This window comes from Butyrivibrio sp. INlla16, from assembly GCF_900104155.1.
Classification (GTDB): Bacteria; Bacillota; Clostridia; order Lachnospirales; family Lachnospiraceae; genus Butyrivibrio.
In genome coordinates this window covers 37,800-64,366 of the sequence record NZ_FMYB01000020.1, presented here as the reverse complement: position 1 = coordinate 64,366, position 26,567 = coordinate 37,800, and the positions used below count along the sequence as shown (strand labels likewise).

Below are 26,567 nucleotides of genomic sequence, written 5' to 3'. Positions count from 1 at the left end.
CACATAGATGCTTGTCCATGTAATCTTTTTAAAGAAAACCGGCAAATGCCGGTTTGTGGATTTCTTTTTAAATACTCGCCGATAAACTGTTCTGCAAAGTATCCTGAAGAGTTTTTCTTATTTCAGAAATGCCTCAATTTCTTTTTCTTTTAAAACCTTGCCCATTGAAACAACCTTGTCATTCACTATAAGCGCCGGTGTTGACATAATACCGTATCCTGCGATCACAGAGAAATCTGTAATGTATTCAACCTCTGCGTCTACACCAAGAGCACTGATTGCTTCCTTTGCATTTGCAAGAAGTGTCTCACACTTGCTGCATCCACCACCTAAAACTTTAACATTTGTCATAATCTTTTACCTCACCCTTTCTTACATCCGCATTTCCCGGATACTGAGTCACAGCATGAAATTGCAGTAATATATTCTTTGAAATCGCTGAACATATCGCAGTTGATGGAATAATGACTCCACTTTCCATCTTTTCTGGACTCTACCAATCCGCAGTCAGAGAGTACCTTCATGTGATGAGATAGTGTAGGTTGTGTAACCTGCAGCTTATCAAGAAGATCACATCCGCACTTTTCACCTTTTGTCAGCATCTCTATGATTTTCAGCCTGTTCTCATCTGACATTGCCTTACAGATTAGCGACACCTCATTGCCAGTCATTGTAGCCCTCCTTCACATTGATTGCGGTCTATGTGAAGTTTATCATTTACATAGATGAATGTCAATGTTTTCTTACACACCATATTCGAAAACCTCCCGCAACTGCTCAATAACTTTTTTCTCTGTCCGTTCCACTCTGCTCACACTCAGCATGAAATGATCAGCAGTCTCAGCAAGTGAATGTCCCATATCATCCACAAAGCCATATCTGTATAGCAGATAAACCTGGCCTCTCCTGGTCACATTACCGATTGCCCTGTATATTGCAAGAAACAGTTCTTTACGAACGCATATATCCGCAGGGTCTTTGGTATAAATGTTAGAGGCAGTGTCAATATAATGCTGCCTGTTTTCTTCAGTTTTCACATCAGAAAGACTGATGGTACTCATCCTCATATCAAAAGCTGCCGTCTGTTTTCTCAGGTAATCTCTTATGGCATTCTCCATGACTGTCGAAGCGTAGGTCTCAAAACCTGCCTCTCTGGCGGCATCATAAGTTTCAGCAGCTTTCAGAATTGCTATGAGTCCTTCCTGGACCATATCTTTCTCAGTCTCTTCAGAAACATCGGTGCGTTCCTTTTTTATGAGTGCAGCTATCTTTTCTGCCAGCTTCCAGTTCTCACGAATAAGAATATCTCTGGCAGCCATGTCCCCCTGCTGAATTCTCTGGCAGAGCGCGTCATTACTTGTTTCCATCTTCCACCCTGTCAGGAACTGTTGTCATGACAAGTCCCCTCAGCGCCTGCTCAAAATCAGAAATCTTTTCAGTATCTTCAATACCACAGGATTTAATCACCTGCATGATAGGTGCTACAACATACTGTTCGATTGCCATTTCCTTGTCCTCATGAATCAGATTCTCGTCCATAGGCTCATTGAACATCTTCTGAACAGTTTCTCTGGTCAGCTTCTTTGCACTCTCAAGATCACTCCCGACTTCCTTCTTAATCTCTTTTACCGAAGCCATAAACTGGTTCTGAATACCCTAAAGATCAGCCTGGTATACATTAGTCCGCATGTATCTTAGATCATCAGCTACATCATCAGCAGCTTCACTGGTATCTTTATCTATAACAAATTCACTCAGGGATGCATACAGCTCATTCTGCGCCGCAAATCCCGCGGCAAAAGTATCATTGAAATACTTTGATATCATTCTGGTAAGAGCAAGATATTTTTTATTCTCAAGCATTCTGGATACAACCCTCTGATCAGCCCTGCCCTTATACAGATTCCTTGCCGCTTCTGACGACAATCCCAACTCAGAAATCTGATAATTTTTCCTGTCAGGGACATCTGTCTCTCCCAGTAAAAAATCCGTAGATACATTGAATGCTCTTGCGATACGTATAACATTTTCATTACCGAACTTATCGGTACTTCCACTTAAAAATCTGCTGATGGTACTCACTGTCACGCCAAGAAGATCTGCCAGCTCTTTCTGGGTCACCTTCCTGCTTTTCATCAGATCCTGAATACGGTCACGAAGTGTGCCCGGTAGAAATTCCTTTTCCAAATAACACTCCTCCCAATTGTCTTTCCTATGTTTCCAATCCTGTCACGACTCTGCACACCATTTTCAGAATGGCCTCCCATGTATGAGCCTCTGCTAATTATATTCGAGTCACTGTGTAAAAACAAATTCTTTTAAGTTTGCATTTTTGCAATTTTTTCATTTTTCCCGAAGGACTTTTTGCATTTATGCCTTATTTGTCCCCTCTTCTGATTTTCTTACGTATATAGCTACAGAAAGATAAAAAATCAGGAGGATTCTGTCTATGTTTTTCAGAACAAGATCACCGCCCTAAAGCAGTTAGAAACCAAACGGCCGATACGCCGATAAGGACTTCATACAGGCTCCCTATGGAGCCTGAAGTCCATTTGCAGCCGAGACTTATATGCCTCTTTTTTAATGGCTTTTCAGTCCTGTTTTTTAGTAGTAGCAAGCACTGGAATATGGGCCCCACGCCCCCTCGTGCAGTTCCAGCACGAGGTCGCGCTCTTCGGCAAATGGACATGCGAGCATGTCCGCTTGCCTTCAGAGATACGCGCATATTCCATACGAAGGGATGACTTCCGAAAATACCGGAAGCTATCCCTTCTTGCTTGTTGGGGAGAAACTCCCCAAGCCCCTTATACAGCATGCCGGATACGGCATAACAAACAGTGCAGTTCAACTGCACAGAAAGGAAAACAACATGGCAAAAAGAGAACGAACACATGAAGTCAAAGTTCGACTAAGTGACAGAGAAAAAACAATCCTTGATAAAAAAGTTGCCCTGACTCCGTCACGCAATCGTGAACAATTTTTACGCAGCCTGATCATTCACGGAAATGTATTTGTAGTCGATTTTTCCGAGCTGAGAGAAATCAGCACATCACTCAGCAGAATCGGCAGCAACATTAACCAGATTGCAAAAGTGACGAACACATCAGGAAGCATTTATCTGAAGGACATAGCTCAGTTAAAGGAGGAGATGGAAAAAATATGGCAATTACAAAGATCCATTGCATCAAAGGTAAGGTTATGAAATCCGTCAACTATATATGCAATGGAAAGAAAACAGCTGATGAGCAATATGTCACGACCTATGGCTGCGGACGGCATACCGCTGATCTTGACTTCGAGATGGCTCTGTCAACAGCTGCCAGGTCTGATAGAGCTGACAGCAATTCCGCTTATCATATCATCCAGTCTTTTGCGCCGGGCGAAGGTACACCGGAGCAGATTCATCAGATCGGTATCGACCTGATGGACCGGTTATTCGACGGAAGGTATTCATACATTCTGGCAACACATCTGGATCATGAATTTCTTCACAATCATATCATTTTCTGTGCGGTAGATAACGTTGACCACCATCGATACAACGACTGCAGGAAGACCTATTACAACCTCAGAAATACAAGCGATGAGCTTTGCAGGGAAAATAGCCTTTCGGTGATAGAACCGGACCAGGATAAAAGCAAAGGATTGAAATACAAGGAATGGATGAGCCGAAAGAACAAAAACTCATGGAAAGACATAATCCGCATGGACATAGATTCATGCATACAGACATCAACCTCATACACTGAATTTATCACGAACATGAAAGCTATGGACTATGAAATCAAAGGTGATGACCTGAGTGGTAAGACCGGCAAATATATCAGCTTCCGCCCCGAAAACAAGGACAGATTTGTCAGAGGTTCTTCCAGATCTCTTGGCTCTGATTATACAAGAGAAAAAATAACTGAAAGAATTGACGCAATTGTTAATTCCAGGACGGAACAAAACACAACTGCACCTGTCAAAGAAAAAGCTCCTGGTACAATCCAGTCCCACGGCACAATGATTAATATATCAGAGAAGAAATTCCTTGAAAGTCCCGGACTGACCAGATGGGCAAAAAATCAGAATCTCAAAACTGCATGTTCCATTATGGCAGCCGAAGGAGATCCTGAAGCAATCCGTCAGAAGCTGACCGAAGAACGCAGGCTCAGAGATGAGACGTGCAGCAAAATCTCTGACCTTGAACATGAAGTCCATGACCTGGATGATGTCATCCAGTATGCAGGCTACTATCTGGACAATCTAAAATACCACAGAGCGTACATAAAATCCAAAAACAAGGATGCATATGAGCGTAATCACGATTCTCAGCTCATATACTATACCGGTGGTGTCAATGTCCTTCGAAAGCACGGAATCAATCCAAAAGATATGACATCTGAAGCGCTCGCAGGTCTTCAATACCATCGTGAGGAACTGAGCACAAAATTATCCGGTCTGTACAGAAAATACAGTACGCATAAAGCTAACATATCCGCTCTTGATCACGACCTGAAGCAGTTAGAAAAATTCATGAAGCCGCAGAGCAGGGATCTGTTCATGAAACAGTGCGAAGCCCGTACAAAAAAGAGAAGCCATGACCTTTCGCTTTGATAATCACGAGAACAAAACAATACCTTATTAACCAGGCATCTGATTTAATCAGGTGCCTTTTTATTGCCCTTTGGGGGCAGAAAGGAGCTCACATGAGCGTATTTACAGCCGTAAAGGCAAACGTAACCGCCAGGCAGGTCGCAGAACATGCCGGCATCAGGATCAACCGTAATGGTATGGCCATATGTCCATTCCATGATGACCACAATCCCAGTCTCAAGATTGACGATCGATATTACTGCTTCGGCTGCGGAGCAAAAGGTGACGCAGTAGATTTCGAAGCAAACTACTACGGACTGGGCTTAAAGGATGCTGCCCTTAAGATTGCTGAAGATTTCGGAATTTCTGTAGACGATGGATGTTCACACGGATGCTCTTTCACTCATATGCAGCCCAAAGAGAGCTCAGAACACAGATTTATCAGGCTCCGTAATGAATGTATCAACCAGTTAAAAGCATACTCCGTATACCTGCATGAACTGAAAGATATCCTCGCACCAAGATATATCTTCGAGGATTTTTCAGATGAATACGTTGAAACTATCAAGACGGAAGAGTACATCAATTACCTTCTTGATCTCATGTACGGCTTTGAATACTGCACCAGAGAAGATCAGGAGGAAATCATCAGAAAAAATGAGAATGGAGAATTCAACTATGGAGAATAAGACAATCAATAACAGCAATACACAAACACCCAAAGACGATGCAGCATTAAAAAACGCACCCGTTGCTGACACTCTGGAGAGTAACAGGTCATCAGATACCACCTTGGCTGATGTCAATACCCCTGATAAGGAAGAGAATCATCCGCTCTCAGTTCCAGAGATAAGAGAGCTTCTCGAATGCACCAAAGGCGGCAGAGTCAAAACCACTATGGACAACTGTGTGATCATCTTCGAAAACGATCCGGTACTGAAAGGAGCAATTCTTCACAATAACTTCAATGACAGGACTGAGATTGTAAAGGATATGGGATGGAACCGCTCATCAACAGCAATCACAGACACCGACATGAATTTCATTCTGTACAGATTCGAAAAAGAGTACGGAATCCGTAATGAAAGGGATATCACCAAGGCCTGTGATATAGTGGCCAACAATCATTGTTTTCATCCTGTTATTAACCTGCTGGAATCCCTGGCATGGGACGGACAGCCTCGGATTGCAAATGCACTTCACCATTTCCTTGGTGCAGACCAGTGCGATTATGCCAGTCAGGCGATGCAGCTCTTTATGATGGGAGCAATCAACCGTGTATACAATCCCGGAAGCAAATTTGACTATCTGCTCGTTCTGGTCGGAGGGCAGGGGGCGGGCAAATCTACCTTCTTCAGGTTCCTGGCTATGGAGGACGATTATTTCACAGACGATGTCCGTGACATATCTGATAAAAGGCTTTATGAAAGGCTTCAGGGTCACTGGATCATAGAAATGTCGGAAATGCTGGCTGTGGTCAGATCTCAGAGTGTCGAGGAACTCAAATCCTTTCTCAGCAGAAATACCGAGATTGGCCGCGATCTCTATGAACGATATCCCAAGCACAGACCAAGACAGTGCATTTTCGGAGGAACGACAAATTCCATCGATTTCCTTCCTGCGGATTCAACCGGAAACAGACGTTTTATTCCCATCCAGATAAATGCAGAAAACGCCGAATGCCATATTCTTGATGACGAAGATGCATCCAGGGAATATATCAGGCAGATGTGGGCTGAGGCTCTCGTGATCTATAAGAGCGGAAACTACAGCCTCAAATTCGAAAAGGAACTTAGTGCATATCTTGACGAACACCGCCAGGACTTCACTGCCGAAAATACCAAAGTCGGAATCATTGAGGAATTCCTTGAAGATCAGATTTCCAAGGGGAACTTCTTTGTCTGCTCCCTTGACCTCCATTATGAAGCCCTTGGCAACACCTCTGCTCCCACAAGATGGGAAACCAAAGAGCTTAACGACATAATGAACTCCATGCCCGGATGGAGAAAGGTTCAGAATCCAAGGCATACTGCCCTGCACAACAAGCAGCGCGGATGGGAGATGATTCCCGCTGATCCGTCTCTGGAAACAGAAGGAGATTTTATCCCTGTGCCTGAACAGTTAGAGCTTCCATTTAAATAATAAAAGTGGCAACAGCTGTGCCTGATACACATGTTGCTGCCACTTTGTTTCCAATATCGTTGTCATCCTGAGCCCAGTATTTATCGGGCTTTTTTTATATTGGCAACACAGATACCTGATAACAAGAAAAAAATAAAAATATTAAATCATATGCCAGACAAAAATAATATAAGAGTTTCTGCATCGGTTTCCAGTTGCCGTTGCCAGGAACTCTTTTTTCTGCCTGGCATTTTTTATGTCCGGAGAAAAAAATGAATATCAATGCAAACAAAACAGATACAAAAAATAACAATAAAAGCACTTCAGACTACTTGAAATCCGCTGCCGATAATAATATGCTGTCATTGGATGATGCGCGGAAATTGTATGAATACATGCGAAATGAAGAAATACTGAAGAAGTACACTTTCCCCACAAAAGTCAGCAGCGACGGATATTATCACATCTATGTACGGGATACTCTCAAGGCATCCGGAAGGAGGGCAGTCAAAGCCAAAACAATAGATGAGCTCAAAGAAAAGGTCTTAAACAACGAAAGAGGCATAGCAGGGAGCCTTAGGAAGACATTCAGAAACGCTTTCGATATCTTTCAGGAGCAGCAGTTAATGTATGTCAAAGATGCACAGAAGCGCGTTTCCGTTATGAATACAAATACTCGCAGGGAGTATGACTACAAACGCTATTTTGACGGCACTGATATAGCAGGCAGCTACATTGATGATATCAGCAAAAAGGACATTGAGCAGCTCATACTCATGAACCTGCAGAGATATGAAATGCGCAGAAAAGCCTTTGCCAGTATGATCGGTATCCTGAACGCAGTCTTCCGTCTCGCATTTCAGCAGAGCTGGATTCAGGATAATGTCTTTGCCCGTGTGGATCTGAAGCAGCCTATGTTCAGAAATATGATCCTTCCGGATAAAGCAATCGAAGAACGTGCCTATTCCGATGAAGAAATCACTGAAATACTGGATTATATCCATGAAAAAGAGCTGAAAACTCCCTGGCTTGTAACTGCCTATGCACTGGAAATCCAGATAGTTCTTGGGCTTCGCCGTGCAGAAGTATGTGCTCTCAAATGGTCAGATATCCAGGATTCATCTCAGGGATTCAAGATAATCAAGATTCAGAGAGAACTTCTGGAGGTCAAAAAGGGGTCCGGCAATGAAAAGGCATATGGCCAGCTCGTAGATCACACCAAGACCTGGCGTGACAGGATTGTCCCCATATCGGATGAACTTGAAGAAATTCTCACAAAACTGCGTACTGTGACCAGGCAGTATTATCCCGGAAACGAATTTCTTTTTCCTGCCAGGGATAAGAGAAATACAACAGGCTGTATCGGCTACAGAACAGTTTATGAGTTCTACAGGCATATGTGCAGGGCTCTTTCCATTCCGATTCAGAAAGACCTTATACGCGGGCCTCACGCATTCAGACGCAATGCATGTACTGATGTAGTCAATGCCTCACACGGCAATGTGATAATGGCCTCAAAGCTCTTCGGAAACAGTCCCAAGACCCTGCTGCAGAATTATTACTCAGGATATGATCTGAGTGAAGCCAGAGACCTGTTAAACCAGCGCAGACTTACGAAATAAGAATCAGGTAACCATTACCGGTAACCAAAATCACCCCTTCGGTAACCACTTTTTTCTCATAAGAAAAGTTCTGAGATGCAGTATTTATCTGCATTTCAGAACCTCTCAACCTAATGAGACACGTGGGAATCGAACCCACGACAACTTGATTAAAAGTCAAGTGCTCTACCAACTGAGCTAGTATCTCATATATATAAACTGCAAAAGCAGTAATATATCAAAAAACTGGGCTAGCGGGATTCGAACCCACGAGTGCAGCAGTCAAAGTGCTGTGCCTTACCGCTTGGCGATAGCCCATTATACACAGCAACCACGCTCGGTGCTAGAAAATCGCAAACGAAATTCTAATACAATAATAACTTAGATTGAATATATAATCTAGAAGTTATTGCCCTAAAAATTAAAAGGGTGGCTAGAGGGACTCGAACCCTCGGTCTCCAGAACCACAATCTGGCGCGTTAACCAACTACGCTATAGCCACCACAAAATGTGCCCGAAGGGATTCGAACCCCCGACCCACGGCTTAGAAGGCCGTTGCTCTATCCAGCTGAGCTACGGACACATATATCGCAACCACGCGGCGACATCTATAAAGTATAAAGTAGAGTCCAATCAATGTCAATATATAAAATACATTTTTTCTAATTAATTGTTTTTATTTTATATTTCATAGATGAAAGCCGCATAAATTGTGAATTCTTCCGATATTGTATGGCAACCGTTTTTCCTAATGGCCGTACTTAATTATATCTGCTAACGGTTCTGCTTCCTTTTGAACGGGTAATTTTATAGCTTATACCTTTGCTGATAGAATCCTTAATAAATGAATCCAGCACTTCTTTATAGCTGCAATTTCCGTCCTTTTCATAATGAGATATGAGTGAAAGGAATTCATCATCTTCGTACTCGATGCAAAGTACGTCGTCATCTTCCATTTTTATAAGTATGATTTCAACGCTGCCATCGGATGTGATCTCTGTGAACTCGAAATCTTCTTCCTTGAGGAAGTCCTTGATGTCGCCGGCTGTTCCAACCATTGATTCTGTCGCCTGGTCCATGTCATCCATGATTTCGGGAACAAAATCTTCTGCCTGCTCGGGCTCTTCTTCAAGTGCTCTGTCTTCCTCAGTTTGCAGCATCTCCTCTTCAGGAATAATAATCTCAGGTATATCAAGGTCAAGCTCCGGCAAATCGATCTGAAGCTCTTCTTCAGCTCCTTCCGGTGCTGCTTCTTCACTCATGCTTTCATCAACAATTGGCTCGCTAAGTCTTGCAAGCTCTTCCTCAGGAGAAAGCTCAGAAGCTTCCTCTGCCGGCTCCTCAGCAGAACCTTCTATATCCATCAGAGAGATATCTGAATCCATAGCTTCGGGAGATTCCTCTACTGCAGGTGCTTCTTCTGCTACAGGGATTTCTATATCTGCTGGCATTTCTATATCTGCTACGGAAATCTCTGCTTCTGCTGCTGGTGCTTCTTCTGCTACAGGGATCTCTATCTCTGCTGCAGGGGCTTCTTCTGCTGCAGGTATTTCTATATCTGCAGGCATCTCTATATCAGCCGGTATTTCTATATCTGCTGCGGGAATCTCCACCTCTGCTGCAGGGGCTTCCTCTACTACTGGAATTTCTGCCTCTGCTGCAGGGGCTTCTTCTACTGCAGGTATCTCAATCTCAGCTGCAGGAGCCTCTTCAACCGCAGGAATCTCTATCTCTGCTGCAGGGGCTTCCTCTACTACTGGAATCTCTGCATCTGCTGCAGGGGCTTCCTCTGCTACAGGCATTTCTATTTCAGGTGCAGGCGCTGCTTCTGCTGCAGGAATCTCAACTTCCGCTGCTGGTGCTTCTTCTACTGCAGGTGCTTCTTCAACTACAGGAATCTCTACCTCTGCTGCAGGCGCTTCTTCCACTGCAGGTATCTCAATCTCAGGTGCTGGTGCTTCCTCAACTGCAGGTATCTCAACTTCTGCTGCAGGTGCTTCTTCAACCACAGGAATCTCCACCTCTGCTGCAGGCACTTCTTCTACTGCAGGGATCTCTACCTCAGCCGCAGGTGCCTCTTCTACCGCAGGGATCTCTATCTCAGGTGCAGGGGCTTCTTCAACTGCAGGTATCTCAGCTTCAGCTACAGGTGCTTCCTCTACTACAGGAATCTCCACCTCCGCTGCAGGCACTTCCTCTGCCGCAGGAATTTCTATTTCAGGTGCAGGCGCCGCTTCTGCTGCAGGTGCTTCCTCTACCACTGGTGCCGCAGCTTCTGCTGCCATTGCCGCCGCAGCTGCCGCAGCTTCCGCCTTTGCTGCTTCCTGTGCTTCAAACGCAGCGACCTCTTCGGCAAATGCAATTTTTTCCAGGCTTTTATCCACCTCTTCTGCAGGAGCCTCAGGCGCAGGAACCGCTACTTCAGGAGTAGCTACAGCCTCTGGAGCTGGCGCTGCTTCAGGAACCGCTGCTTCAAGCGCAACCTCCGAAGCCGGTGCTGCTTCAGGAACCTCTGCCTCAGGTGCTACTTCCGGAGCAGGTGCTGGCGCAGGAGCTTCTGCAACTTCAGGCGCTGCCGCTGCTTCAGGTGCTGCTACTGCTTCCGGAACTGTTGCCGCCTCAGGAGCTGTCGGAACTTCGGGTGCTGCTACTGCTTCTGGAGCTACTGCTTCCGGAGCCGCTTTCTTTCTGGTTGCTCTTGGCTTCTTTTCCGGTGCCGGTGCTGGTGCTGTTTCAGGTGTCGCTGCTTTTGTATTTGCCATAATTAATCTCCTTTTTAAAAGAGAACTACGTACAATCCTACATATATATTATCTTTTATAATTGTCAAAATGAGAAATTAACTTCTTATAAAAAGACTAAACATTTTGTTACAAAAAAGTTTCTCATTTTAAAATAAATATTCACTTGCAATTTTCTATAAAAAAAAGAGAGCACCTTGCCGGTACTCTCCTCATCAAGCATCATTTATTCAGCATAATAAACATAGTTCTCTTTTCTCGGAGCTGCATCTTTAGGTGGCTCTGCAGCATAACCAAGTGCACAGTGGCCGATTCCTTCATAATCACCACTAATTCCAAGCTTACTCAGAAGATTTTTTCCAAACTCTGACTCAAACTCTTCCTTCGCTCTGTGAATCCAAATGCTGGCAACCCCAAGGCTCTCTGCGGCATTCATAAGGTTTCCCATAACGAGCGAGCCATCGTACACATGGGTGGGAACACTTTTATCTGCAAGAACTATCAGAATAGCCGGTGCCCCGTAAAAAGGATCAAACCCTTCATCCCATCCACCGATTTTCCTGTTTTCCTCTGAAACCGCATCGCGCAGCTCCTTCCCGGTAACTGCAATGATGATAGGACTCTGCTTGCCCATCCCTGTTGCCGCATAAGTTCCCGCTTTAATGATGGCATCAAGCTCTTCTTTCTTAACCATGTCCGGCTTGAATTTTCTGCAGCTACGCCTTGTCTCCAAAACCTTCAGTGTTTCGTTCATAATCATACCTCCTCTGAATCATTTTATATGCCCTGAAGATATGCGCATATTACTTGATATATCTTCATAGACATTTTGTTTTGTATTTCCCTTTATTCAATTGTGTACAATTAACATTATATCACCTTTTCTTCATTAGTTTAAATAGAGAACTTAATTATTGCTTTATCTTGTACGTTATATTACATATTTACACACGCATATTAGTTTATGCCAACAACCCATAAATCCATTTTTCATTTTCTACAAATTAGACTTACGAATTATCAATAAAAAGAACAAAAATCGGTATAAATCGCCATATTCTGCCATGGATATTTGTTATTACAAATAATAATTATCTTAATATCATTTTTCAAACAAATTCCATAAGTCTATTTTTAAAAAATGAAGAATTAGGCTTACCATTATCGATATTACGTTAAAAAATGCCACTTTTCATTAAATTTTCATCAAACTGAGTCACTGGCTAAATCCAGTCAAGCCCCACTAAGCTCAAAAGGAGCCCGACAAACGTCAGGCTCCTCCAATTCAACCAAGATAATATCAAGATAATATCCTCAAAATCAGTTCCTGCCACACATGCAAAAAACTTGATTCCAAAAACTTCCCAATACTAAATACCCATTCCTACAACACATCCAAATACTTAATCTCATAAGTCAGCTCGCCTTCATCGTCAATAGTAAGCACGAGATATGAAGGCTTTCTGCCCTCCTGTCTGGGGTAAGAGAGGCTTCCGGGGTTAAACACGTACATGCCGTCTATCTCTGCCGCCACGGGCCTGTGGGTGTGGCCGTAGATCACGACATCGGCGCCTCTTGAGAATGCCTCGCGCATGATCTCATCGCTGCCCATATTCACAAGATATCTGTGTCCGTGAGTAAGGAAAAATGTGTACGGCCAGACCTCAAAAACCTGCTCATCAGGAAGATTGGAAAAGAAGTCGTTATTGCCTCTCACAATTCGCATGGGAGCGCCGGCAAGCTGCTGCATCTGAGTTTCGCTTCCCTCAGTATCTCCGCAATGAATGATAAGGCTGACAGGGCTTTCCGCCTCCACAGCCTTATAAAAATTCTCATCTTTTCTATGTGTGTCACTAACAACCAAAATCTTATGCATACAAAAATATTACCTTACTAAGTGATTACTTAAGTTTCTCAGCCATCATTCTAAGCGCTTTGCCTCTGTGGCTTATTGCGTTCTTCTCCTCAGGACTAATCTCTGCGGAAGTCTTGCCGTATTCAGGCAGGAAGAAGATCGGATCGTAGCCAAAGCCATTCTCTCCCGCTATCTCATGGCCGATTATTCCTTCCATAGTAGCTCTGACCACAAGCTCCTCGCCGTTTGAACGGACTGCACCTATGGCGCATACGAATCTTGCAGTGCGCTTTTCATCCGGAACTTCTTCAAGCTTCTCGAGGATTTGCTTGTTCTTCTCGGAATAGGGTGTGTCATGACCAAGGAATCTGGCGGAATAGATGCCGGGTGCCTTGTCCAGGTAGTCTATCTCGAGTCCGGAGTCATCAGCCATTATGCAAAAATCGGTCATTCCCTTCTCTTTGCAGTAATCAGCGACAGCTCTTGCCTTTATCATGGAGTTTTCCTCAAAAGTGGTGCCGTCCTCGACTATATCAAGGTCGATTCCCTCATCCTTCATGGAATTGATCTCGGATGCAACTCCGCCCAGAATCTCTCTGATTTCTCTCATCTTGTTTTCATTACCGGTAGCAAAAATTATTTTCATAATATATCTCCATTACAAATAAATTGTATCGATTAGCCGTTTATAATTCCCTGCAGCGCATCATCCTCAGATGAGGAGTCTGTGGGATTTACCGTCTCAAAAGCATTGCGAATTCCCTCTGCAACTCCCTTTGCGCACTTTTCTATATAGCTGTCCTTGGAAAGCTTGTCATGATCGACTCTGTTGTTGAGATTGCCGATTGTCACAAAGGCAGACGGAATCTTTGAAGTGGTCAGCTTTTCATTCTCCTTATAGGAAGAAGATAGCCCGAGAGCCTTGTTCCCTGAGTTCTCCGCAACGCTCATCTCAAGCTTGTCGGCGAGATCCACATTTCCGAAGCCTCTTATGAAAAATCTGTCGTTGAAATAAGTCCTTACACCTGCGTCGCTCTCGACTGTCTCGTCGATTCCAAGCTGCACATAAAAATCCGCGCCGGAGTCATTTATAAGTGATGCAAGCGCCTCCGCTCCGACCTCGGTGTCATCAAGCGTGGTAAAATACAGCTTCACGCTCTCATCTCCCTGAAAAGCGTTCTTAATATAAGGGATCATCTTAAGCCCGAGCTCATCCACAGGATCGATTACTACAACATTTTCATAGTCACCCGAAGGTACGTTAAAATTCACCACAATCTCGCCGTCTCCGAGCGAAGTGGAATTCTCATATAGGCCGTCAAGCCAGAATTTAAGGCACACAAGACCGCTATCTCCAAGAGGGCTGAAGGTAGCCTTCTGGATACAGATGAGGTCTGTCACCACACCGTTTTTCGCATAAAATTCAGGGTCTTTGCCCTTTACATAGAGCACAAACTGGTGAAGTCCGTGTCTCTCTTCAAAGGTGATACTGTCTGAAGATACACCGCTCTCAAGCGGTATCACCAGGCTTCCATTCCCTTTAGAGGTCGTGGGAGCCTGAATTTTCAATTCATATTCACGGGCATCTTCGATTTTTGTTACAACCTCCTCACCCGCTTCAGCGATTATGACATCCTTGGTGGCAGCTCTAAAGAACATGACTCCGAGCGACAGCACCACAAATATACCGGTCATGATCGCGGTTTTCCGTAGTCTGTTTTCAATCATTACTTATATTCCTTCTGGGAGGTTTAGGTCCCATGTATTGGTAAAAATAGGTCTTTATCATACCGTTGTAAATCTTACGGTTCTTGTCAGCCTTCTTGCCGATATCGCGCTCCGCCTTGTCGTATGCGGTGATAAGGTACATCGACCAGGAATCCAGAGCCTTGTATCTCTCGCCAAGTGTCTTGTAAAGCGCAGGAAGCTCCTTCTGTTCACCGATTCTCTCGCCGTAGGGAGGATTGGTGATAATGAAGCCGTATTTCTTCCTGTGACTTAAGTCAGCGACAGGTCTCGCCTGAAAATGTATCATTTTATCAACGCCGGCTTTCTCGGCATTTATCCTTGCAATATCAATGACCTCCGGATCGATGTCATAGCCCTGAATATCGGTATCCACACCAAAGTGAATCTCATCGGCGCACTCCTCGCGCACATCCTTCCAGTTCTGGGGAGTGATGATATGTGTCCATTTCTCTGCTGTAAAATGTCTGTGCATTCCGGGTGCCACATTCGCCGCGATCATCGCCGCCTCAATGGGGAAGGTTCCGCTTCCGCAGAAGGGGTCCACAAGTATCCTGTCGGGTTTCCAGGGTGTCAGCATCAAAAGAGCGGCCGCCAGGTTCTCGGCAATCGGAGCCTTGGCCTCAAGCTTTCTGTAGCCTCTCTTGTGGAGTGACTCGCCTGTCGTATCAAGCGCCACGGTGACCTCGTCCTTCATAAGGAAAACCCTTACCGGAAAGCTCTCGCCGCTTTCCTCAAAACGCATGATTCCGTAGATATCGGAAAGTCTGTCAACCATCGCTTTTTTCATAATGGACTGTATGTCAGACGGGCTAAAAAGCTTACTCTTAACGCTACTTGCCTTCTTAACCCAGAATTTGCCGTCCTTCGGGATGTACTGCTCCCATGGAAGCGCTCTGGTTCCCTGATACAGTTCCTCAAAGGTAATCGCATGAAAAGAACCGACCTTGATGAGTACTCTCTCGGCCGTTCTCAGTCCGATATTCGCACGGACAACGGCGTCCGCGTCACCGATGAAGGTCACTCTTCCGTCCGCAACTTCGCGTATCTCATAGCCAAGGCTAATTATTTCTTTTTTCAAAACCGCTTCCAGGCCAAAATGGCATGGTGCAATCAAATCAAATCTCTGCATAGTTATCCTTTTATAATAATCTGCGGGTGACTAATTAAATCCGTTTTATTTTATCACAGTTTGTAGTTTTAAAAAATTTTTTATTTCACTATAAAGTTCCGGGAACTTTTGTCGATATACTTATTGCAGAACAAAAAGGACAATCTCCTTTTCTTAATGACCGGTATGGAGTCCCCACCCATGCCGGTCTCCTCCCATTAATAGGGGATTTTTGTGTGCCTCAGATCCGGGGATTGGAAAATAGGGAAAAGAAATTTAAAAACAGTATTGACAATTACTTATTCGATGTTATAATAATTTTTGCTGCACAAGTTGTGCAGGCATGTGTGTGTAGCTCAGCTGGATAGAGCGTCTGGCTACGGACCAGAAGGTCGAGGGTTCGAATCCTTTCACACACGTCGATTAAAATAAGAGCCATAGCAATTAGCTATGGCTCTTATTTTATCTTTATAGCCTTATATTATAGTACAGTACTATCACTGGCTAAGCAAGCCTCCGCCACCGGCGGCCAGATTTGCTTCCTCCTCAGCCTTGGTTCTTGTAACCATGGCCTCCATCTCGGGTCTTGCAATATCGAAGCAGGCGAGCATCTTTGTGGAGAAGATTCCGCTCTCACCATTTTTGATCATCTCATAGGCCTTGGTGGGCGAATAAGCTGATTTATATACACGGTCACTTACAAGCGCATCATAGACATCCGCTAGGGAGGTTAGCTGCGCAGCGATGGAGATTTCCTCTCCCTTTAAGCCGTCGGGATAACCCTTGCCATCGTATTTTTCATGATGGTGTCTGCATATATCGTAGCTGACCTCAAGATACTCCTTATCCTGCAGGTCTGCCAGCATCTTAACGATCTCGCAACCTCTTGTGGTATGCGACTTCATGATGTCGAATTCATCGGGAGTCAGGCGCCCGGGCTTTAGCAAAATAGCATCGGGAACGGTAATCTTTCCGATGTCGTGCATGGCACTGGCGTTGGTAATAACTTCAATCTTGTGCGGTGTGAGTCCGAATTCGGGATAGTTTCTCATCGCCACATTTGCCAGGATCTGAACAAAGCCCTTGATTCTCTTTAAGTGATATCCGGACTCAAGATTACGGAACTCAACAATCGTACAAATCGTATCAATAATTCTGCTGTTGGTCTCCCTTAAGCGCTCTTCCTGCTTTTTAAGAACCATGTACTGCTTTTTGAGGACCTTGGTCTGATCGTTAACCTTCTGTTCGAGAACCTTGCGGTTCATATTGAGCTCGATAGCCCTCTTAACCCTGTGTTGAACTATAAATGAATCAAAGGGTTTATGAATAACGTCGGTAGCGCCTGTCTGGTAGCACTTTCTCTCGGTCTCTGCCGAAGTGTCCGCAGTAATCATCAAAACCGGAATCTTGTCCGGAATCTTGTGCTTGAATAGTTCCTCCAAAAGTCTGAACCCATCCATTTCAGGCATAACTATATCAAGCAGAATCGCGGCGATCTCGTCCTTTTTCTGCGCAATAATTCCAAGAGCCTTCTTTCCGTTTTCAGCCTCCAGAATATCATACTGATCCTTGAAAATTTCAGCCAGGATACCTCTATTTATTTCTGTGTCATCTACAATTAGAATACTCTTGTCAGCCACTTTTTAGCTCCTTGCTATCGGTTTCTCACCGTCAAGCATTACCAGTCCGCCATCTTTCCCTGTAAAGGTTATTCCCCTGGATGTTTCGACTATATCATGCACTCGCAGCACTCTGTTTCCAAGTTTCACGGTAGTTCCGCTAAATACAAGTCTTGAGACTATGACTTTGGCATCCCTTACCGATTCCATCTCTTTCTCTATAACCCGCTTTCTCTCGTTCAGTTTTTCAAGCTCAGCTTCCTTTATCGCAGATTCTGCATTGATTTTGATTTTTATCTGCAAAGCCTGTTTATTGGTATTATCGTTAAAGGACTGCAGCTTTCCTCTTTGTTGATCGTAGGTTTTAAGCTCCGCATACAAACGACTGACATTCTTAAGAAGCATCTGATACTCGTAATCGAGTTCCTCTGTGATTCCCGTTCTGACAACTGTTTCCTTTACTGTTTTGCTTCCAAGAACCGCTGTTTCAACGCCCCTTAGTGAGGTAACGACACCTCCGCTCACAAGTCCTTTTTCGCCAAGCATAACGACTTTTCCGTCAGCTGATACATCGCAGTTCAGGCAGTCGTTGGAAATAAGATCACCCTTGCACTTGATGTTTGCCGTATCAAGATGAGCTGCTGCCACCATGCCTCCGGCCGTTATCGAAACACGGTCGTTTACATTTCCGACAATACTTTTTTTGACAAACACGCGGCCGCCGGCATGTATATCGGAACACGAAACGCTTCCGTCCACCACAACATCACCTTTTGCCTGGATGTAAACATTGTCTACATCTCCTTTTACCCAGATGGTTCCGTCGTAGACTATCTTATCTTTGACATTGATAAGTGATTCGTAGGTCTTAGCCTTATCAATCCTTATCTCACCGTTTAGGATTCTTCCGACACCCGCAAGCGAGGACACATACGTCTGCTTATCGGCCAGCATCATGAATCCCTGTCCTTTTAGTATCGGTTTTCCTTTTCCAGGCTTTGCCTTTAACAGTTTTCCGTTGACATCGAAGCCGTCCTCACCGACAGTTGCGGGATGATAGATTGCAAGCTTATCTCCGAGCTTGACCTCCTGGAACACTTTTACCCTGGAAAAATCCGCCACGTCTCCGCTACTTAAATCCGGCTGAATGTCCTCGTTCAAATTCATAAGGAATTCATAGTATCCGTCGGTCCCGTTCACAGGTAATTTCCCCTGAGCCACAAGAGTCTTAACGCCGAACTTCTTATTCAGTATCATCTCTTCGATGGCTTTCCTGCTGACGCCCCTTCGTACACGGGCGCTGTACAGCAGCTTAATCACCTTCTCAAGAGTATATGTTGTTCCCTTGGCTCCGAGAGGAAGAGTAAAATAGCACTTCATTTTATCTTCCGAAATATCGATAAGGCGTCCTTCCTCAGTCTGAAGGAACTGCCACGCCTTAACCTCTTCATCCGCAGGCTTCTCCAGCTCTTCCTGGAGCTGTCCCGTAAAGAGCTTGCTCAAATTGCTGGGAAGAGTTTTACCCTCCTCAAGCCATTTACGCATGATTCGCATCTCCTGCGCGGGATGAACCATGCTCTTATACAAATCTACATCTACATTGTTCTCAAGTCCCCTTCTTATCTCGTACATCTGATCTGCGCGATAAAGGGACTTTGCATAGGGCGTAACATCAATCTGATGTTCAAGTCCGAGGCGCAGCTCTCTCATCTGCTTCCAACCGTATTTCTCATCGGCATAAATGGAAACATCGAGGTTCTGCTCCAGCCCTTTTCTGACCTCATGCATACATTCGCCGCGCATGCCAAAAAGGAAGTAACGGTCTATATCCTCGATTCCTTCCTGTTTTGCCTTTCTGATCTGTTCCAGCTGCTCGGCATCAAAATTTCTTTTTACATATTCGGAGATATCTATCTTCTCCTTAAAAGCAATATGGATCTGCTCCAATGTGGATGCATCCTTATTGCGAATCAATCTCTCGTCAAGCTCGAGGCCATCCTCGAGGCTCTCTCTTATCACCCTCATTTTCATGTAGGGCATATCTATTCGCGCATACTGAGATATGTCTGTGCCGTGCTCGAGACCAATCCGGATCTCTTGCATCTGCAGCCAGTTGAATCTCTCATCCTGATAGAAGATAACAGGCACACCCGCCATAAGTCCGAGTCTGATCTGTTTCATCTGGTCTGAAAAAAACTCCGGCCTTGCATACTCGGAAACATCAAGATTTTCCGAGAGCCCTTCTCTGATCTCGGCAAGCTGCATTATATCAAAGCCCGCCTCACGATAAGCAGACATATCGATTCCGCTCTGAAGCTCAAGCCGTATCTCTTCCATCTCATTCCAGGGCACATCAGGTTTGGCATAGGTATCTACGTTGACCCCGGTCGAAAGTCCCTTTCGGATTTCCGCAAGCTGATAAATGTTGAAATTCTGTTCCTTGTACTTTTCAACATCTCCGCCCTGTTTCTTTATGAGCAGCAGCTCGTTAGCTATCAAATCAGGCTGATATAAACTTTTATCCTCATCGGCGGTAACAACAGCCATTATCAGTGCCCTCGCGTATTATTTCGGCATATAATCTTCCAAAATTATTCTATCACCGAAAAAAATAACTCTCAATGAAATTGCACGAATTTATGAATATTTAATACTCTTTTTCCGTTTTCTTTAAGCACGATTACATACTCTCAAACAGTTCAGCTATGCTAACATCGTACGGTGCACGAAGCACTCCAAACTCAGTCACAATGCCTGTTATAAGCTCGTTATCCGTAACATCAAAAGCGGGATTATAAACCTTCACGCCCTCGGGAGCCATGCGCTCCTTATACCACATTTCGGTAACCTCTTCGGGCTTTCTCTGTTCGATTTTTATGTCGTCACCGGTCTTCGTATTTATGTCAATTGTTGAGGTTGGCGCACATACATAAAAAGGGATACCATAGCGTTTAGCCACAGTCGCCACCACACTGGTTCCTATCTTATTGGCGGCATCTCCGTTAGCGGCAACTCTGTCGCAACCCACGAAAATAGCGTCTATTGCACCGGTTTTCATAAGAGATGCTGACATGTTATCGCACAAAAGAGTTGTATCTATTCCGGCTGACTGCAGCTCAAATGCGGTGAGTCTTGCCCCCTGAAGGAGAGGTCTTGTCTCATCGCAGTAAACGCGTATATTCATGCCCTTTTCATGAGCAAGATACATAGGCGCTGTGGCTGTGCCGTACTTGCAGGTTGCAAGTTGTCCTGCGTTGCAGTGTGTCAGAAGGCCGTAGCCGTCCTTTATAAGAGTGAGGCCGTTCTCTCCGATTCTTCTGCAGACGTCGATATCCTCCGCCTTTATGCGCTCGGATTCCTCTCTCATTTCGGTTATTAGAGCATCTCTGTCAAAAGAGCCCGCACCGTTTTCCTCTGTCATTCCGCGCTCTTTGGCCACACTCATCACATGTGCTTCCATGCGCTTAAGTGCCCAGGAAAGGTTCACCGCTGTGGGTCTTGAAGAATTGAGGTAGTCACTCTTTTCCTTGAGCTCTGTCATGAACTCCGAAAAAGACTCTGCCTTTGAATGTTTCATAAGAATATAAAGACCAAAGCCCGCAGCTACTCCGATAGCCGGTGCGCCGCGAACCTGAAGAAGATAAATCGCATTCCAGATTTCCTCCCCCGTGCGCAGCCTTATCATCTCTGTTTTTCCCGGAAGAAGCGTCTGATCTATTATCTCGATCGCATCATCCTCATCGACAAGCGCTACTGTCTCATAGTCCAAAATACTTTTCATTACCAAAAATCTCCTCTTACATTTTTTATCTGCTATTTTCTCTCAGCGAAGAATTTCTGCAGATCTGCCATAAGCTCTTCCCGCTTTATGGACTTTAAAAGATAGCCTTCGGGCTTTAAGTTTACAACCTTCATAACACTTTCCTTGTCACTTTTGCCCGTAAGGAAAATAACCGGAATATCCCTGGTTGAGGGGTCGTTTCTGAGCATCTCAAGAACCTGCGGTCCGCTTGTTATCGGCATCTCATAGTCCAAAAGTATGAGGTCCACCTGCGTCCTTCCAAGAATCCTGATCGCCTGAAGCCCGGACACAGCCATGGAAACCGTGTATTTCTCGCGAAGCCAGTCCCTGATCAGACCTATGTAGGTGGCATCGTCGTCCACTACCATGATGCTTTTTTTCGAAGGATTCAGAAGTTCCGAAAACTGATTCTTAACCGTTTCGATGAAGTCCTCAACGTCCAACGGTCGAAGGAACGTCTTCAGAATCATTCCACTGGGCAGCTGTCCATTGGCGATATCGGTGTCTGCCTTTCCGCCGATGATAATAATCTGCTTATCATCCTCTGTCAGGTGCTCGTTCAGATAGTGAAGAAACGATTTCTCAATCTTCTCAGACTGATCAAGATAGTATGCAATTGCTGATGCGTTATCCCATTTTTTACTCACCACATCTATATCGGGCGTAACAAAGAAGAAGTCTATACCTGCCTCCCTGAGCTTATTCTCAAGGGCCCGTATGACAAAAGTCTCCTTTATTCCTATAAGCATCAATTCCTGATTTCCAATACTCATCGCTTAAACCTCTTCCAAAACCTTTGTGATTTCATCCCAGTTCAGTTCCTTGAGTAATCTGAAAAGTCGTTCGAATCTCTCGTTGTTTTCGCTTCCGCAGTCGTACTCCTTCATGTCGAGAAGCACCATCTCGAAGGAATCATAGTCCATCACCGGAGCGAATTCTTTAAGTGCCCCGTAGGCCTCTTCAATGGTGGCTTCGTCGCATTTCTCCTTCCCTTCACTGTCCTCTTTTTCGGACAGCTTTGACAGACTGTTTTTGTACTCTCTATACATTTCAAGAAGCGAAGACGTGTTTTCTTTTATTTCTTCAATATTGCCGATCTTCCCTGCTTCTTCCATTTTAGCAGAAAGTTCGGACAATTTCGACGCTCCGATTATTCTGGCGGAGCTCTTAAGGGCATGTACCTTTATAGTATAAAAATCGTAATCCCCGCCTTCATAGGCCTTCTCAATCTCATCCGCCTTCTGTTCCACAGTGAAATAGAAGGTGTTAAGTGCATCGAGAAAAGCCTTGCTGTTTCCGCAGTTTTTAATTCCCTCCGCCACATCAATTCCGCCTACGGAAAACAGCCACTCCATGCCCTCCATGGGATTTTCGTTCTTCCCTGAATTCTCATCGGATGTAAAATCAGTGGGATCCGGCTCCTGCAATAATTCCTCGGGGATGTTGCTCTTAAGAGTTTCCTCCAGTTTCTTTACATTCACGGGCTTCTCCAGATATCCGTTAAAGCCCTTCTTTACATAATAATGCTCGCCGCTGTGAGCTGCATTTGCAGTCAACGCAAATACAGGAAGCTCATACCCCTCTTCCCTTATCCTTTTAAGTGTCTCGATTCCGTCCATCTCAGGCATCATGTGATCAAGGAGTACCAGCTCATAGTGCTCCTTAGCCAACTTTTTAAGGCATTCTTTTCCGCTTAGCGCTGTGTCCACCATAAGCTTCGTTGCCTTAAGAAGTCCCTTTAATACCTGCAGATTCATCTCGTTGTCGTCAACAACAAGGATTCTCGCATCAGGTGCGATGAATCCCGGAACGTAGTTCTCATCGTCATCTGCCGGGTTTTCATCTTCCTTGAACTCACCTATGGGTTCGTCCTTTTCCACCTTCTGAACCAGGGTAAAGAAGAACTTCGAACCCTCACCATAGGTGCTCTCGCACTTAAGCTCATCCCTCATAAGTTCCACAAACTGTCTTGAAATATCGAGCCCCAGGCCGGTTCCCTGGATGCCGCTGTTTTTCTGCTCCTCAAGTCTCTCAAAGGCTGAGAACAGCTTGTCCATATCCTCGGGTCTTATTCCGATTCCGGTGTCGGATACGCTGTAATTTATGGTACAGGTATCGCCTTCCTTCTTCACAAGTTCAAGAACCAGTTTGAAGGAGCCCTCCCTCGTGTACTTGACAGCGTTGGTCAGAAGGTTCATGAGAACCTGTTTTATTTTGCCGTCATCGCCGTAGAGATAGCGCGGTATCTCCGGATCTATTTCCGTTTCAAAAAGAAGATCCTTTTCGTTACTCCTCACACGGATCATGGTTGTTATGGTCTTCAGGAATTCTGACAGGTCGTAACTTTTCTCAACAAGATTCATCTTCCCGGACTCTATCTTGGAGAGGTCAAGGATATCGTTTACAAGCGACAAAAGCGTCTCTGAAGCCCTTTTTATCGATACGGCATAACCTGTTACCTGTCCTGAGTACTGCGGCATGGAGAGGCTCTTATCCTCTCTAAGGATCATCTCATCCATACCGATTATAGTATTGATAGGCGTTCTGATTTCATGCGACATATTTGCAAGGAAACGTGATTTAGCGCTGTTAGCCCTGTCGGCCTCCTCTTTTGCAACACGAATTTCCTCGTACTGTCTTCTGATAATTGTCGATCTGAGGAACCACCAAACCAGGAATCCGACTGAGCCTGCTACAAGGACAACCATACCTATTCTGAATATCGGAAGCTCCGTAAAATGAGCCTTTTTGTATATAGGATAGACTTCGTCCCTCAGGACTTTTCTTGTATTCTTATCGAGCACCTGAATGTGCATCGTATAATCTCCGTAGGGCAAATTGGTGTACGATAAAGAAGACAGTTCATCCTGATATACGCTGACACCGTCGTCCTTTGCACCATCAAGGTAGAATTTGATGAGAGGATTCGACAGCAGGTAATTCAAAATAGATACTTCGAACTGTATACGTCTTGCTCCGGCAGGGATCTCATACACTCCGTTCTCACCTTGCACAACCGGCTCATCGTCTGCAGTAACCTTGTCCAGGTCAATGATATAGTTGTTGTCAAAGGCATCATAGGATGTGGTCGAGACTTTTCTCACACCGTCAGTACAGCACAGGAGAAGGTCGCCCTCCTCACCTGTAATGCTGTTCCACGCATTAGCTGTAAGTGATGTGTTAAAACCTCTGGAGTAATCCAGCAGATCCAGTGTATATTCTTCGTTTTCTATCACATCATCCGCATTTGCAACGAAAATTCCGGCGCTGGAGCTTATCCAGGCCACCTTATCGGGTGTGATATAAACGTCATAGCAGTTTGTATAGGGAAATGCATCCAGCTTTCTTATAGTGCTTCTGTCGTCATAGTACATCGCATTACTTGTGACATAGATAAAGCCATCATTATAGGGCACGATGCGAAGGACCACCTGTGTTCCCAAGCCTTCCTCGGGACCCTTGTGGCCGACTATTTTGTGATCCTTTATTATATAGATTCCTTCGCCGTCCGAACCGGCGAGTATGTTTCCGTCCTTATCCTCCACAATCGTAAGAATCTGCGGGGATTCCATGCCCTCCTCTTCTCCGAGGGTGCAGACAATCTCATCTCCGTCTATAAAGTTAATCCCCATATTGCTGGCTGCTACCACTTCACCGTTAGATAGTTCAAGGCAGTATCTGAATCTTCCGCCAAGAGTTCCGCTCGCCTCATTAAAAGACTTCACCTCTCCATCTGCGCTTACTCTTATAAGTCCGTCCTTACCATACGTTGACAGCCATATATTATGCTTGCTGTCGACCATCTGATGTCTTATACGAACTCCTTCGAAGTACTTAATATAGTCGTAATCCTTCGCTGTACAAGTCTTTTCATCAAGGATCGCAAGCCCCTTGTCCATGCCGATGTAGATCTCTCCATGGTCAACGAGGACACTGTTTACCACCGCTTCATCAAGTCCGGCCTTCACAAAGACGTTGTAGAAGGGATTCTTGGAAAACTCCAGCATTCCCTGCTTATTTGACGAAAACCACACATTGCCCTGGTAATCATAGATACAGTCTGAAACAGAGCTTCCGAAGCCGTTTTTCATAAGTCGCGTGACATTACCGTTTTCATCTATGATACCGAGTCCGTTCTCTGCGCAGAAAAAGCAGCCTGTTCCGTTCTGCTCCGGCACAAGCTTGTTGTAGTAATTTATGTTTTCTGTTTCGACCTGTCCTGTTATCTCAATGTTTCCGCCATTGTAACTGCAGCGCTGAAGTATGTTGCCCGAGGTTCCTAGATGGAGTGTATCTCCGTCTGTACAGGCCACTGTCGTATAAGTAATGCCTGTCTCCTCAAATTCCAGCTCCTGAAGAAGTTCCCTGCCTTTCAGAAAAAACAGCGTTCCACCGTTAGTGACTCCGGCAATGATGCCGTCTGTCACATAGCTCATAGATCTTATTGAGGTGATACCCGTCAAATCATCCAGTTTTTCCAGGGACATATCCTGATGAATAATTGTTATGCTTGAAACTGTCCCGACATAAATGTTTCCGCTGTCATCCTCACATATTGATCTTATGGAATCAGCGCTCAGTCCGTCTTCAGATGTAAACCTGCTCTTCTCTTCAGTTTCAGGGTTATAGCACACAATACCCGTATCGTTTGTGCCTATCCACAACCTTCCCTTTGAATCCACGTACATGACCATTACGTTGCAGATATTGTCATCTATATCAGCAGCTTCGAATTTTATTCCGTTATATCTGTACAGTCCCGAATACGTCCCAACCCAGATATATCCATCAGAAGACTGTGCCAGCGCATTTATCTCATTGGATACAAGCCCTTTACTGGTGTCATAGCTTATGGATGCATATTCAGCCAGATAGTCTCTTTGCCTGTTATACCCGGCAGCCGCCTGAGTTGATGTTTTACCGCCGTTATCTGCCATTATTGCGCTTTTGGCCTTCGCTACTATCGTATTATTGATCTTAGCTGTTATCGCATGATTCCCTATGTCCCCGGATTTATAATCCGATGATACCCCCTGCAAAATATAGCCAACCCCCAGAGCAATAAAAAGCGCCGCAAGTATCAAGGCGACAGATTTTCTGTGATGGATCTGCCGCTTTCTTTGCGACGTATTGCTTAATTTGTTTAACGGTATCATGCTATTACCTATTATTCTATTGTTTTCAGCCATTCAGCTTTTCCTGAGATTTTATTAATTGCGTGGCTTTTGTTTTTTCCTATGATTCTTTGTCTTACATAGGTTCAGAAAACATCATTCTTACTTAGATTCTATTCTATCATATAGCCTTTTTCAGATTATAAAGGGGAAATTTATAATATATAAAAATTCGATAACATTTTCCCTTTATTTAGCTGTTTGACTCATCTTCATCCA

At 44.7% G+C, this 26,567-nt stretch carries 21 protein-coding genes and 5 tRNA genes; 6 read left to right on the top strand and 20 right to left on the bottom strand.

Annotated elements, in window-relative coordinates; all coding sequences use genetic code 11:
• Positions 1-117: 117 nt before the first annotated feature.
• The 5 genes from BLR42_RS11065 to BLR42_RS11045 form a co-directional block, all read right to left on the bottom strand.
• On the bottom strand, positions 118-351 hold the full coding sequence (locus BLR42_RS11065) for a thioredoxin family protein (protein ID WP_091869041.1): 234 nt from the start codon (positions 349-351) through the stop codon (positions 118-120).
• A gap of 11 nt (positions 352-362) precedes the next feature.
• Positions 363-671, bottom strand: coding sequence for an ArsR/SmtB family transcription factor (locus BLR42_RS11060; protein ID WP_091869039.1), 309 nt, complete (start codon positions 669-671; stop codon positions 363-365).
• Positions 672-743: 72 nt separating this feature from the next.
• On the bottom strand, positions 744-1,367 hold the full coding sequence (locus BLR42_RS11055; protein WP_091869037.1) for a sigma-70 family RNA polymerase sigma factor: 624 nt from the start codon (positions 1,365-1,367) through the stop codon (positions 744-746).
• Positions 1,354-1,638, bottom strand: a complete 285-nt coding sequence (locus BLR42_RS11050) for a hypothetical protein (RefSeq protein ID WP_091869035.1) — start codon at positions 1,636-1,638, stop codon at positions 1,354-1,356. The genes BLR42_RS11055 and BLR42_RS11050 overlap by 14 nt, the downstream gene beginning before the upstream one ends.
• Before the next feature lie 18 nt (positions 1,639-1,656).
• Positions 1,657-2,187 (bottom strand): helix-turn-helix domain-containing protein, encoded by a 531-nt coding sequence (locus tag BLR42_RS11045; protein ID WP_091869033.1) that lies wholly within the window; start codon positions 2,185-2,187, stop codon positions 1,657-1,659.
• A gap of 553 nt (positions 2,188-2,740) precedes the next feature.
• Here BLR42_RS11045 and BLR42_RS11040 point away from each other — a divergent pair.
• The 5 genes from BLR42_RS11040 to BLR42_RS11020 all read left to right on the top strand — a co-directional run bounded on the left by BLR42_RS11040 (position 2,741) and on the right by BLR42_RS11020 (position 8,321).
• Positions 2,741-3,202 (top strand): MobC family plasmid mobilization relaxosome protein, encoded by a 462-nt coding sequence (locus tag BLR42_RS11040; protein WP_170832734.1) that lies wholly within the window; start codon positions 2,741-2,743, stop codon positions 3,200-3,202.
• Positions 3,160-4,599 carry a relaxase/mobilization nuclease domain-containing protein gene (locus BLR42_RS11035; protein WP_091869030.1) on the top strand — a complete coding sequence of 480 codons (1,440 nt, stop codon included), beginning with the start codon at positions 3,160-3,162 and terminating at the stop codon, positions 4,597-4,599. The genes BLR42_RS11040 and BLR42_RS11035 overlap by 43 nt, the downstream gene beginning before the upstream one ends.
• Before the next feature lie 92 nt (positions 4,600-4,691).
• Positions 4,692-5,267: a CHC2 zinc finger domain-containing protein gene (locus BLR42_RS11030; RefSeq protein ID WP_091869029.1), complete on the top strand. Its 576-nt coding sequence runs from the start codon at positions 4,692-4,694 to the stop codon at positions 5,265-5,267.
• A complete protein-coding gene (locus BLR42_RS11025; protein WP_091869085.1) occupies positions 5,257-6,720 on the top strand; it encodes a virulence-associated E family protein in 1,464 nt (487 codons plus the stop codon). Before BLR42_RS11030 ends, BLR42_RS11025 begins: the two co-directional genes overlap by 11 nt.
• A 251-nt stretch (positions 6,721-6,971) precedes the next feature.
• Positions 6,972-8,321, top strand: a complete 1,350-nt coding sequence (locus BLR42_RS11020) for a tyrosine-type recombinase/integrase (RefSeq protein ID WP_091869026.1) — start codon at positions 6,972-6,974, stop codon at positions 8,319-8,321.
• 114 nt (positions 8,322-8,435) lie between these two features.
• On the opposite strand, the gene BLR42_RS11015 is transcribed toward BLR42_RS11020, so the two are convergent.
• The 10 genes from BLR42_RS11015 to BLR42_RS10970 form a co-directional block, all read right to left on the bottom strand.
• Positions 8,436-8,508 (bottom strand) — tRNA-Lys (locus BLR42_RS11015).
• Positions 8,509-8,546: 38 nt separating this feature from the next.
• Positions 8,547-8,618: transfer RNA gene (locus tag BLR42_RS11010), tRNA-Gln, on the bottom strand.
• Positions 8,619-8,728: 110 nt separating this feature from the next.
• Positions 8,729-8,802 (bottom strand) — tRNA-His (locus BLR42_RS11005).
• A gap of 7 nt (positions 8,803-8,809) precedes the next feature.
• Positions 8,810-8,883: transfer RNA gene (locus BLR42_RS11000), tRNA-Arg, on the bottom strand.
• A gap of 178 nt (positions 8,884-9,061) precedes the next feature.
• Positions 9,062-11,062 carry a hypothetical protein gene (locus BLR42_RS10995; RefSeq protein ID WP_091869024.1) on the bottom strand — a complete coding sequence of 667 codons (2,001 nt, stop codon included), beginning with the start codon at positions 11,060-11,062 and terminating at the stop codon, positions 9,062-9,064.
• 205 nt (positions 11,063-11,267) lie between these two features.
• The gene (locus BLR42_RS10990) at positions 11,268-11,795 is read right to left on the bottom strand and encodes a nitroreductase (RefSeq protein WP_091869022.1); all 528 of its coding nucleotides are present in this window, start codon (positions 11,793-11,795) and stop codon (positions 11,268-11,270) included.
• A gap of 630 nt (positions 11,796-12,425) precedes the next feature.
• Positions 12,426-12,917, bottom strand: coding sequence for a metallophosphoesterase family protein (locus tag BLR42_RS10985; RefSeq protein ID WP_091869020.1), 492 nt, complete (start codon positions 12,915-12,917; stop codon positions 12,426-12,428).
• Positions 12,918-12,942: 25 nt separating this feature from the next.
• Positions 12,943-13,542, bottom strand: coding sequence for an RdgB/HAM1 family non-canonical purine NTP pyrophosphatase (rdgB, locus tag BLR42_RS10980; protein ID WP_330387347.1), 600 nt, complete (start codon positions 13,540-13,542; stop codon positions 12,943-12,945).
• A gap of 32 nt (positions 13,543-13,574) precedes the next feature.
• Positions 13,575-14,624, bottom strand: coding sequence for an N-acetylmuramoyl-L-alanine amidase (locus BLR42_RS10975; protein ID WP_091869016.1), 1,050 nt, complete (start codon positions 14,622-14,624; stop codon positions 13,575-13,577).
• Positions 14,617-15,774 (bottom strand): THUMP domain-containing class I SAM-dependent RNA methyltransferase, encoded by a 1,158-nt coding sequence (locus tag BLR42_RS10970; RefSeq protein WP_091869014.1) that lies wholly within the window; start codon positions 15,772-15,774, stop codon positions 14,617-14,619. Before BLR42_RS10970 ends, BLR42_RS10975 begins: the two co-directional genes overlap by 8 nt.
• A gap of 324 nt (positions 15,775-16,098) precedes the next feature.
• On the opposite strand from BLR42_RS10970, the gene BLR42_RS10965 reads away from it, so the two are divergent.
• A tRNA-Arg gene (locus BLR42_RS10965) sits at positions 16,099-16,172 on the top strand.
• 78 nt (positions 16,173-16,250) lie between these two features.
• Here the strand turns inward: BLR42_RS10965 and BLR42_RS10960 are convergent.
• From BLR42_RS10960 to BLR42_RS10940, 5 genes are all read right to left on the bottom strand, one after another.
• Complete coding sequence (locus BLR42_RS10960; protein WP_091869012.1) at positions 16,251-17,393, bottom strand: HD domain-containing phosphohydrolase; 1,143 nt, start codon at positions 17,391-17,393, stop codon at positions 16,251-16,253.
• Positions 17,394-17,396: 3 nt separating this feature from the next.
• A complete protein-coding gene (locus tag BLR42_RS10955; protein WP_091869010.1) occupies positions 17,397-19,919 on the bottom strand; it encodes a DUF342 domain-containing protein in 2,523 nt (840 codons plus the stop codon).
• A 133-nt stretch (positions 19,920-20,052) separates the two neighbouring features.
• The gene (gene mtnA / locus BLR42_RS10950; RefSeq protein WP_091869008.1) at positions 20,053-21,153 is read right to left on the bottom strand and encodes an S-methyl-5-thioribose-1-phosphate isomerase; all 1,101 of its coding nucleotides are present in this window, start codon (positions 21,151-21,153) and stop codon (positions 20,053-20,055) included.
• 32 nt (positions 21,154-21,185) lie between these two features.
• Complete coding sequence (locus BLR42_RS10945) at positions 21,186-21,947, bottom strand: response regulator (RefSeq protein WP_091869006.1); 762 nt, start codon at positions 21,945-21,947, stop codon at positions 21,186-21,188.
• Between the two features lie 3 nt (positions 21,948-21,950).
• Positions 21,951-26,363 carry a hybrid sensor histidine kinase/response regulator gene (locus BLR42_RS10940; protein WP_091869004.1) on the bottom strand — a complete coding sequence of 1,471 codons (4,413 nt, stop codon included), beginning with the start codon at positions 26,361-26,363 and terminating at the stop codon, positions 21,951-21,953.
• Between the last annotated feature and the right edge of the window lie 204 nt (positions 26,364-26,567).

Bases quoted from the DNA above. Each gene is read 5' to 3' on its own strand.
- BLR42_RS10985 (WP_091869020.1), bottom strand. From the start codon at position 12,917: ATGCATAAGATTTTGGTTGTTAGTGACACACATAGAAAAGATGAGAAT.
- rdgB (WP_330387347.1), bottom strand. From the start codon at position 13,542: ATGAAAATAATTTTTGCTACCGGTAATGAAAACAAGATGAGAGAAATC.
- BLR42_RS10990 (WP_091869022.1), bottom strand. From the start codon at position 11,795: ATGAACGAAACACTGAAGGTTTTGGAGACAAGGCGTAGCTGCAGAAAA.
- BLR42_RS10975 (WP_091869016.1), bottom strand. From the start codon at position 14,624: ATGATTGAAAACAGACTACGGAAAACCGCGATCATGACCGGTATATTT.
- BLR42_RS11055 (WP_091869037.1), bottom strand. From the start codon at position 1,367: ATGGAAACAAGTAATGACGCGCTCTGCCAGAGAATTCAGCAGGGGGAC.
- BLR42_RS11030 (WP_091869029.1), top strand. From the start codon at position 4,692: ATGAGCGTATTTACAGCCGTAAAGGCAAACGTAACCGCCAGGCAGGTC.
- BLR42_RS11050 (WP_091869035.1), bottom strand. From the start codon at position 1,638: ATGGCTTCGGTAAAAGAGATTAAGAAGGAAGTCGGGAGTGATCTTGAG.
- BLR42_RS11020 (WP_091869026.1), top strand. From the start codon at position 6,972: ATGAATATCAATGCAAACAAAACAGATACAAAAAATAACAATAAAAGC.
- BLR42_RS11040 (WP_170832734.1), top strand. From the start codon at position 2,741: ATGACTTCCGAAAATACCGGAAGCTATCCCTTCTTGCTTGTTGGGGAG.
- BLR42_RS10970 (WP_091869014.1), bottom strand. From the start codon at position 15,774: ATGCAGAGATTTGATTTGATTGCACCATGCCATTTTGGCCTGGAAGCG.
- BLR42_RS10955 (WP_091869010.1), bottom strand. From the start codon at position 19,919: ATGGCTGTTGTTACCGCCGATGAGGATAAAAGTTTATATCAGCCTGAT.
- BLR42_RS11065 (WP_091869041.1), bottom strand. From the start codon at position 351: ATGACAAATGTTAAAGTTTTAGGTGGTGGATGCAGCAAGTGTGAGACA.
- BLR42_RS11025 (WP_091869085.1), top strand. From the start codon at position 5,257: ATGGAGAATAAGACAATCAATAACAGCAATACACAAACACCCAAAGAC.
- BLR42_RS10995 (WP_091869024.1), bottom strand. From the start codon at position 11,062: ATGGCAAATACAAAAGCAGCGACACCTGAAACAGCACCAGCACCGGCA.
- BLR42_RS10940 (WP_091869004.1), bottom strand. From the start codon at position 26,363: ATGGCTGAAAACAATAGAATAATAGGTAATAGCATGATACCGTTAAAC.
- BLR42_RS11060 (WP_091869039.1), bottom strand. From the start codon at position 671: ATGACTGGCAATGAGGTGTCGCTAATCTGTAAGGCAATGTCAGATGAG.
- BLR42_RS10945 (WP_091869006.1), bottom strand. From the start codon at position 21,947: ATGAGTATTGGAAATCAGGAATTGATGCTTATAGGAATAAAGGAGACT.
- BLR42_RS11035 (WP_091869030.1), top strand. From the start codon at position 3,160: ATGGCAATTACAAAGATCCATTGCATCAAAGGTAAGGTTATGAAATCC.
- mtnA (WP_091869008.1), bottom strand. From the start codon at position 21,153: ATGAAAAGTATTTTGGACTATGAGACAGTAGCGCTTGTCGATGAGGAT.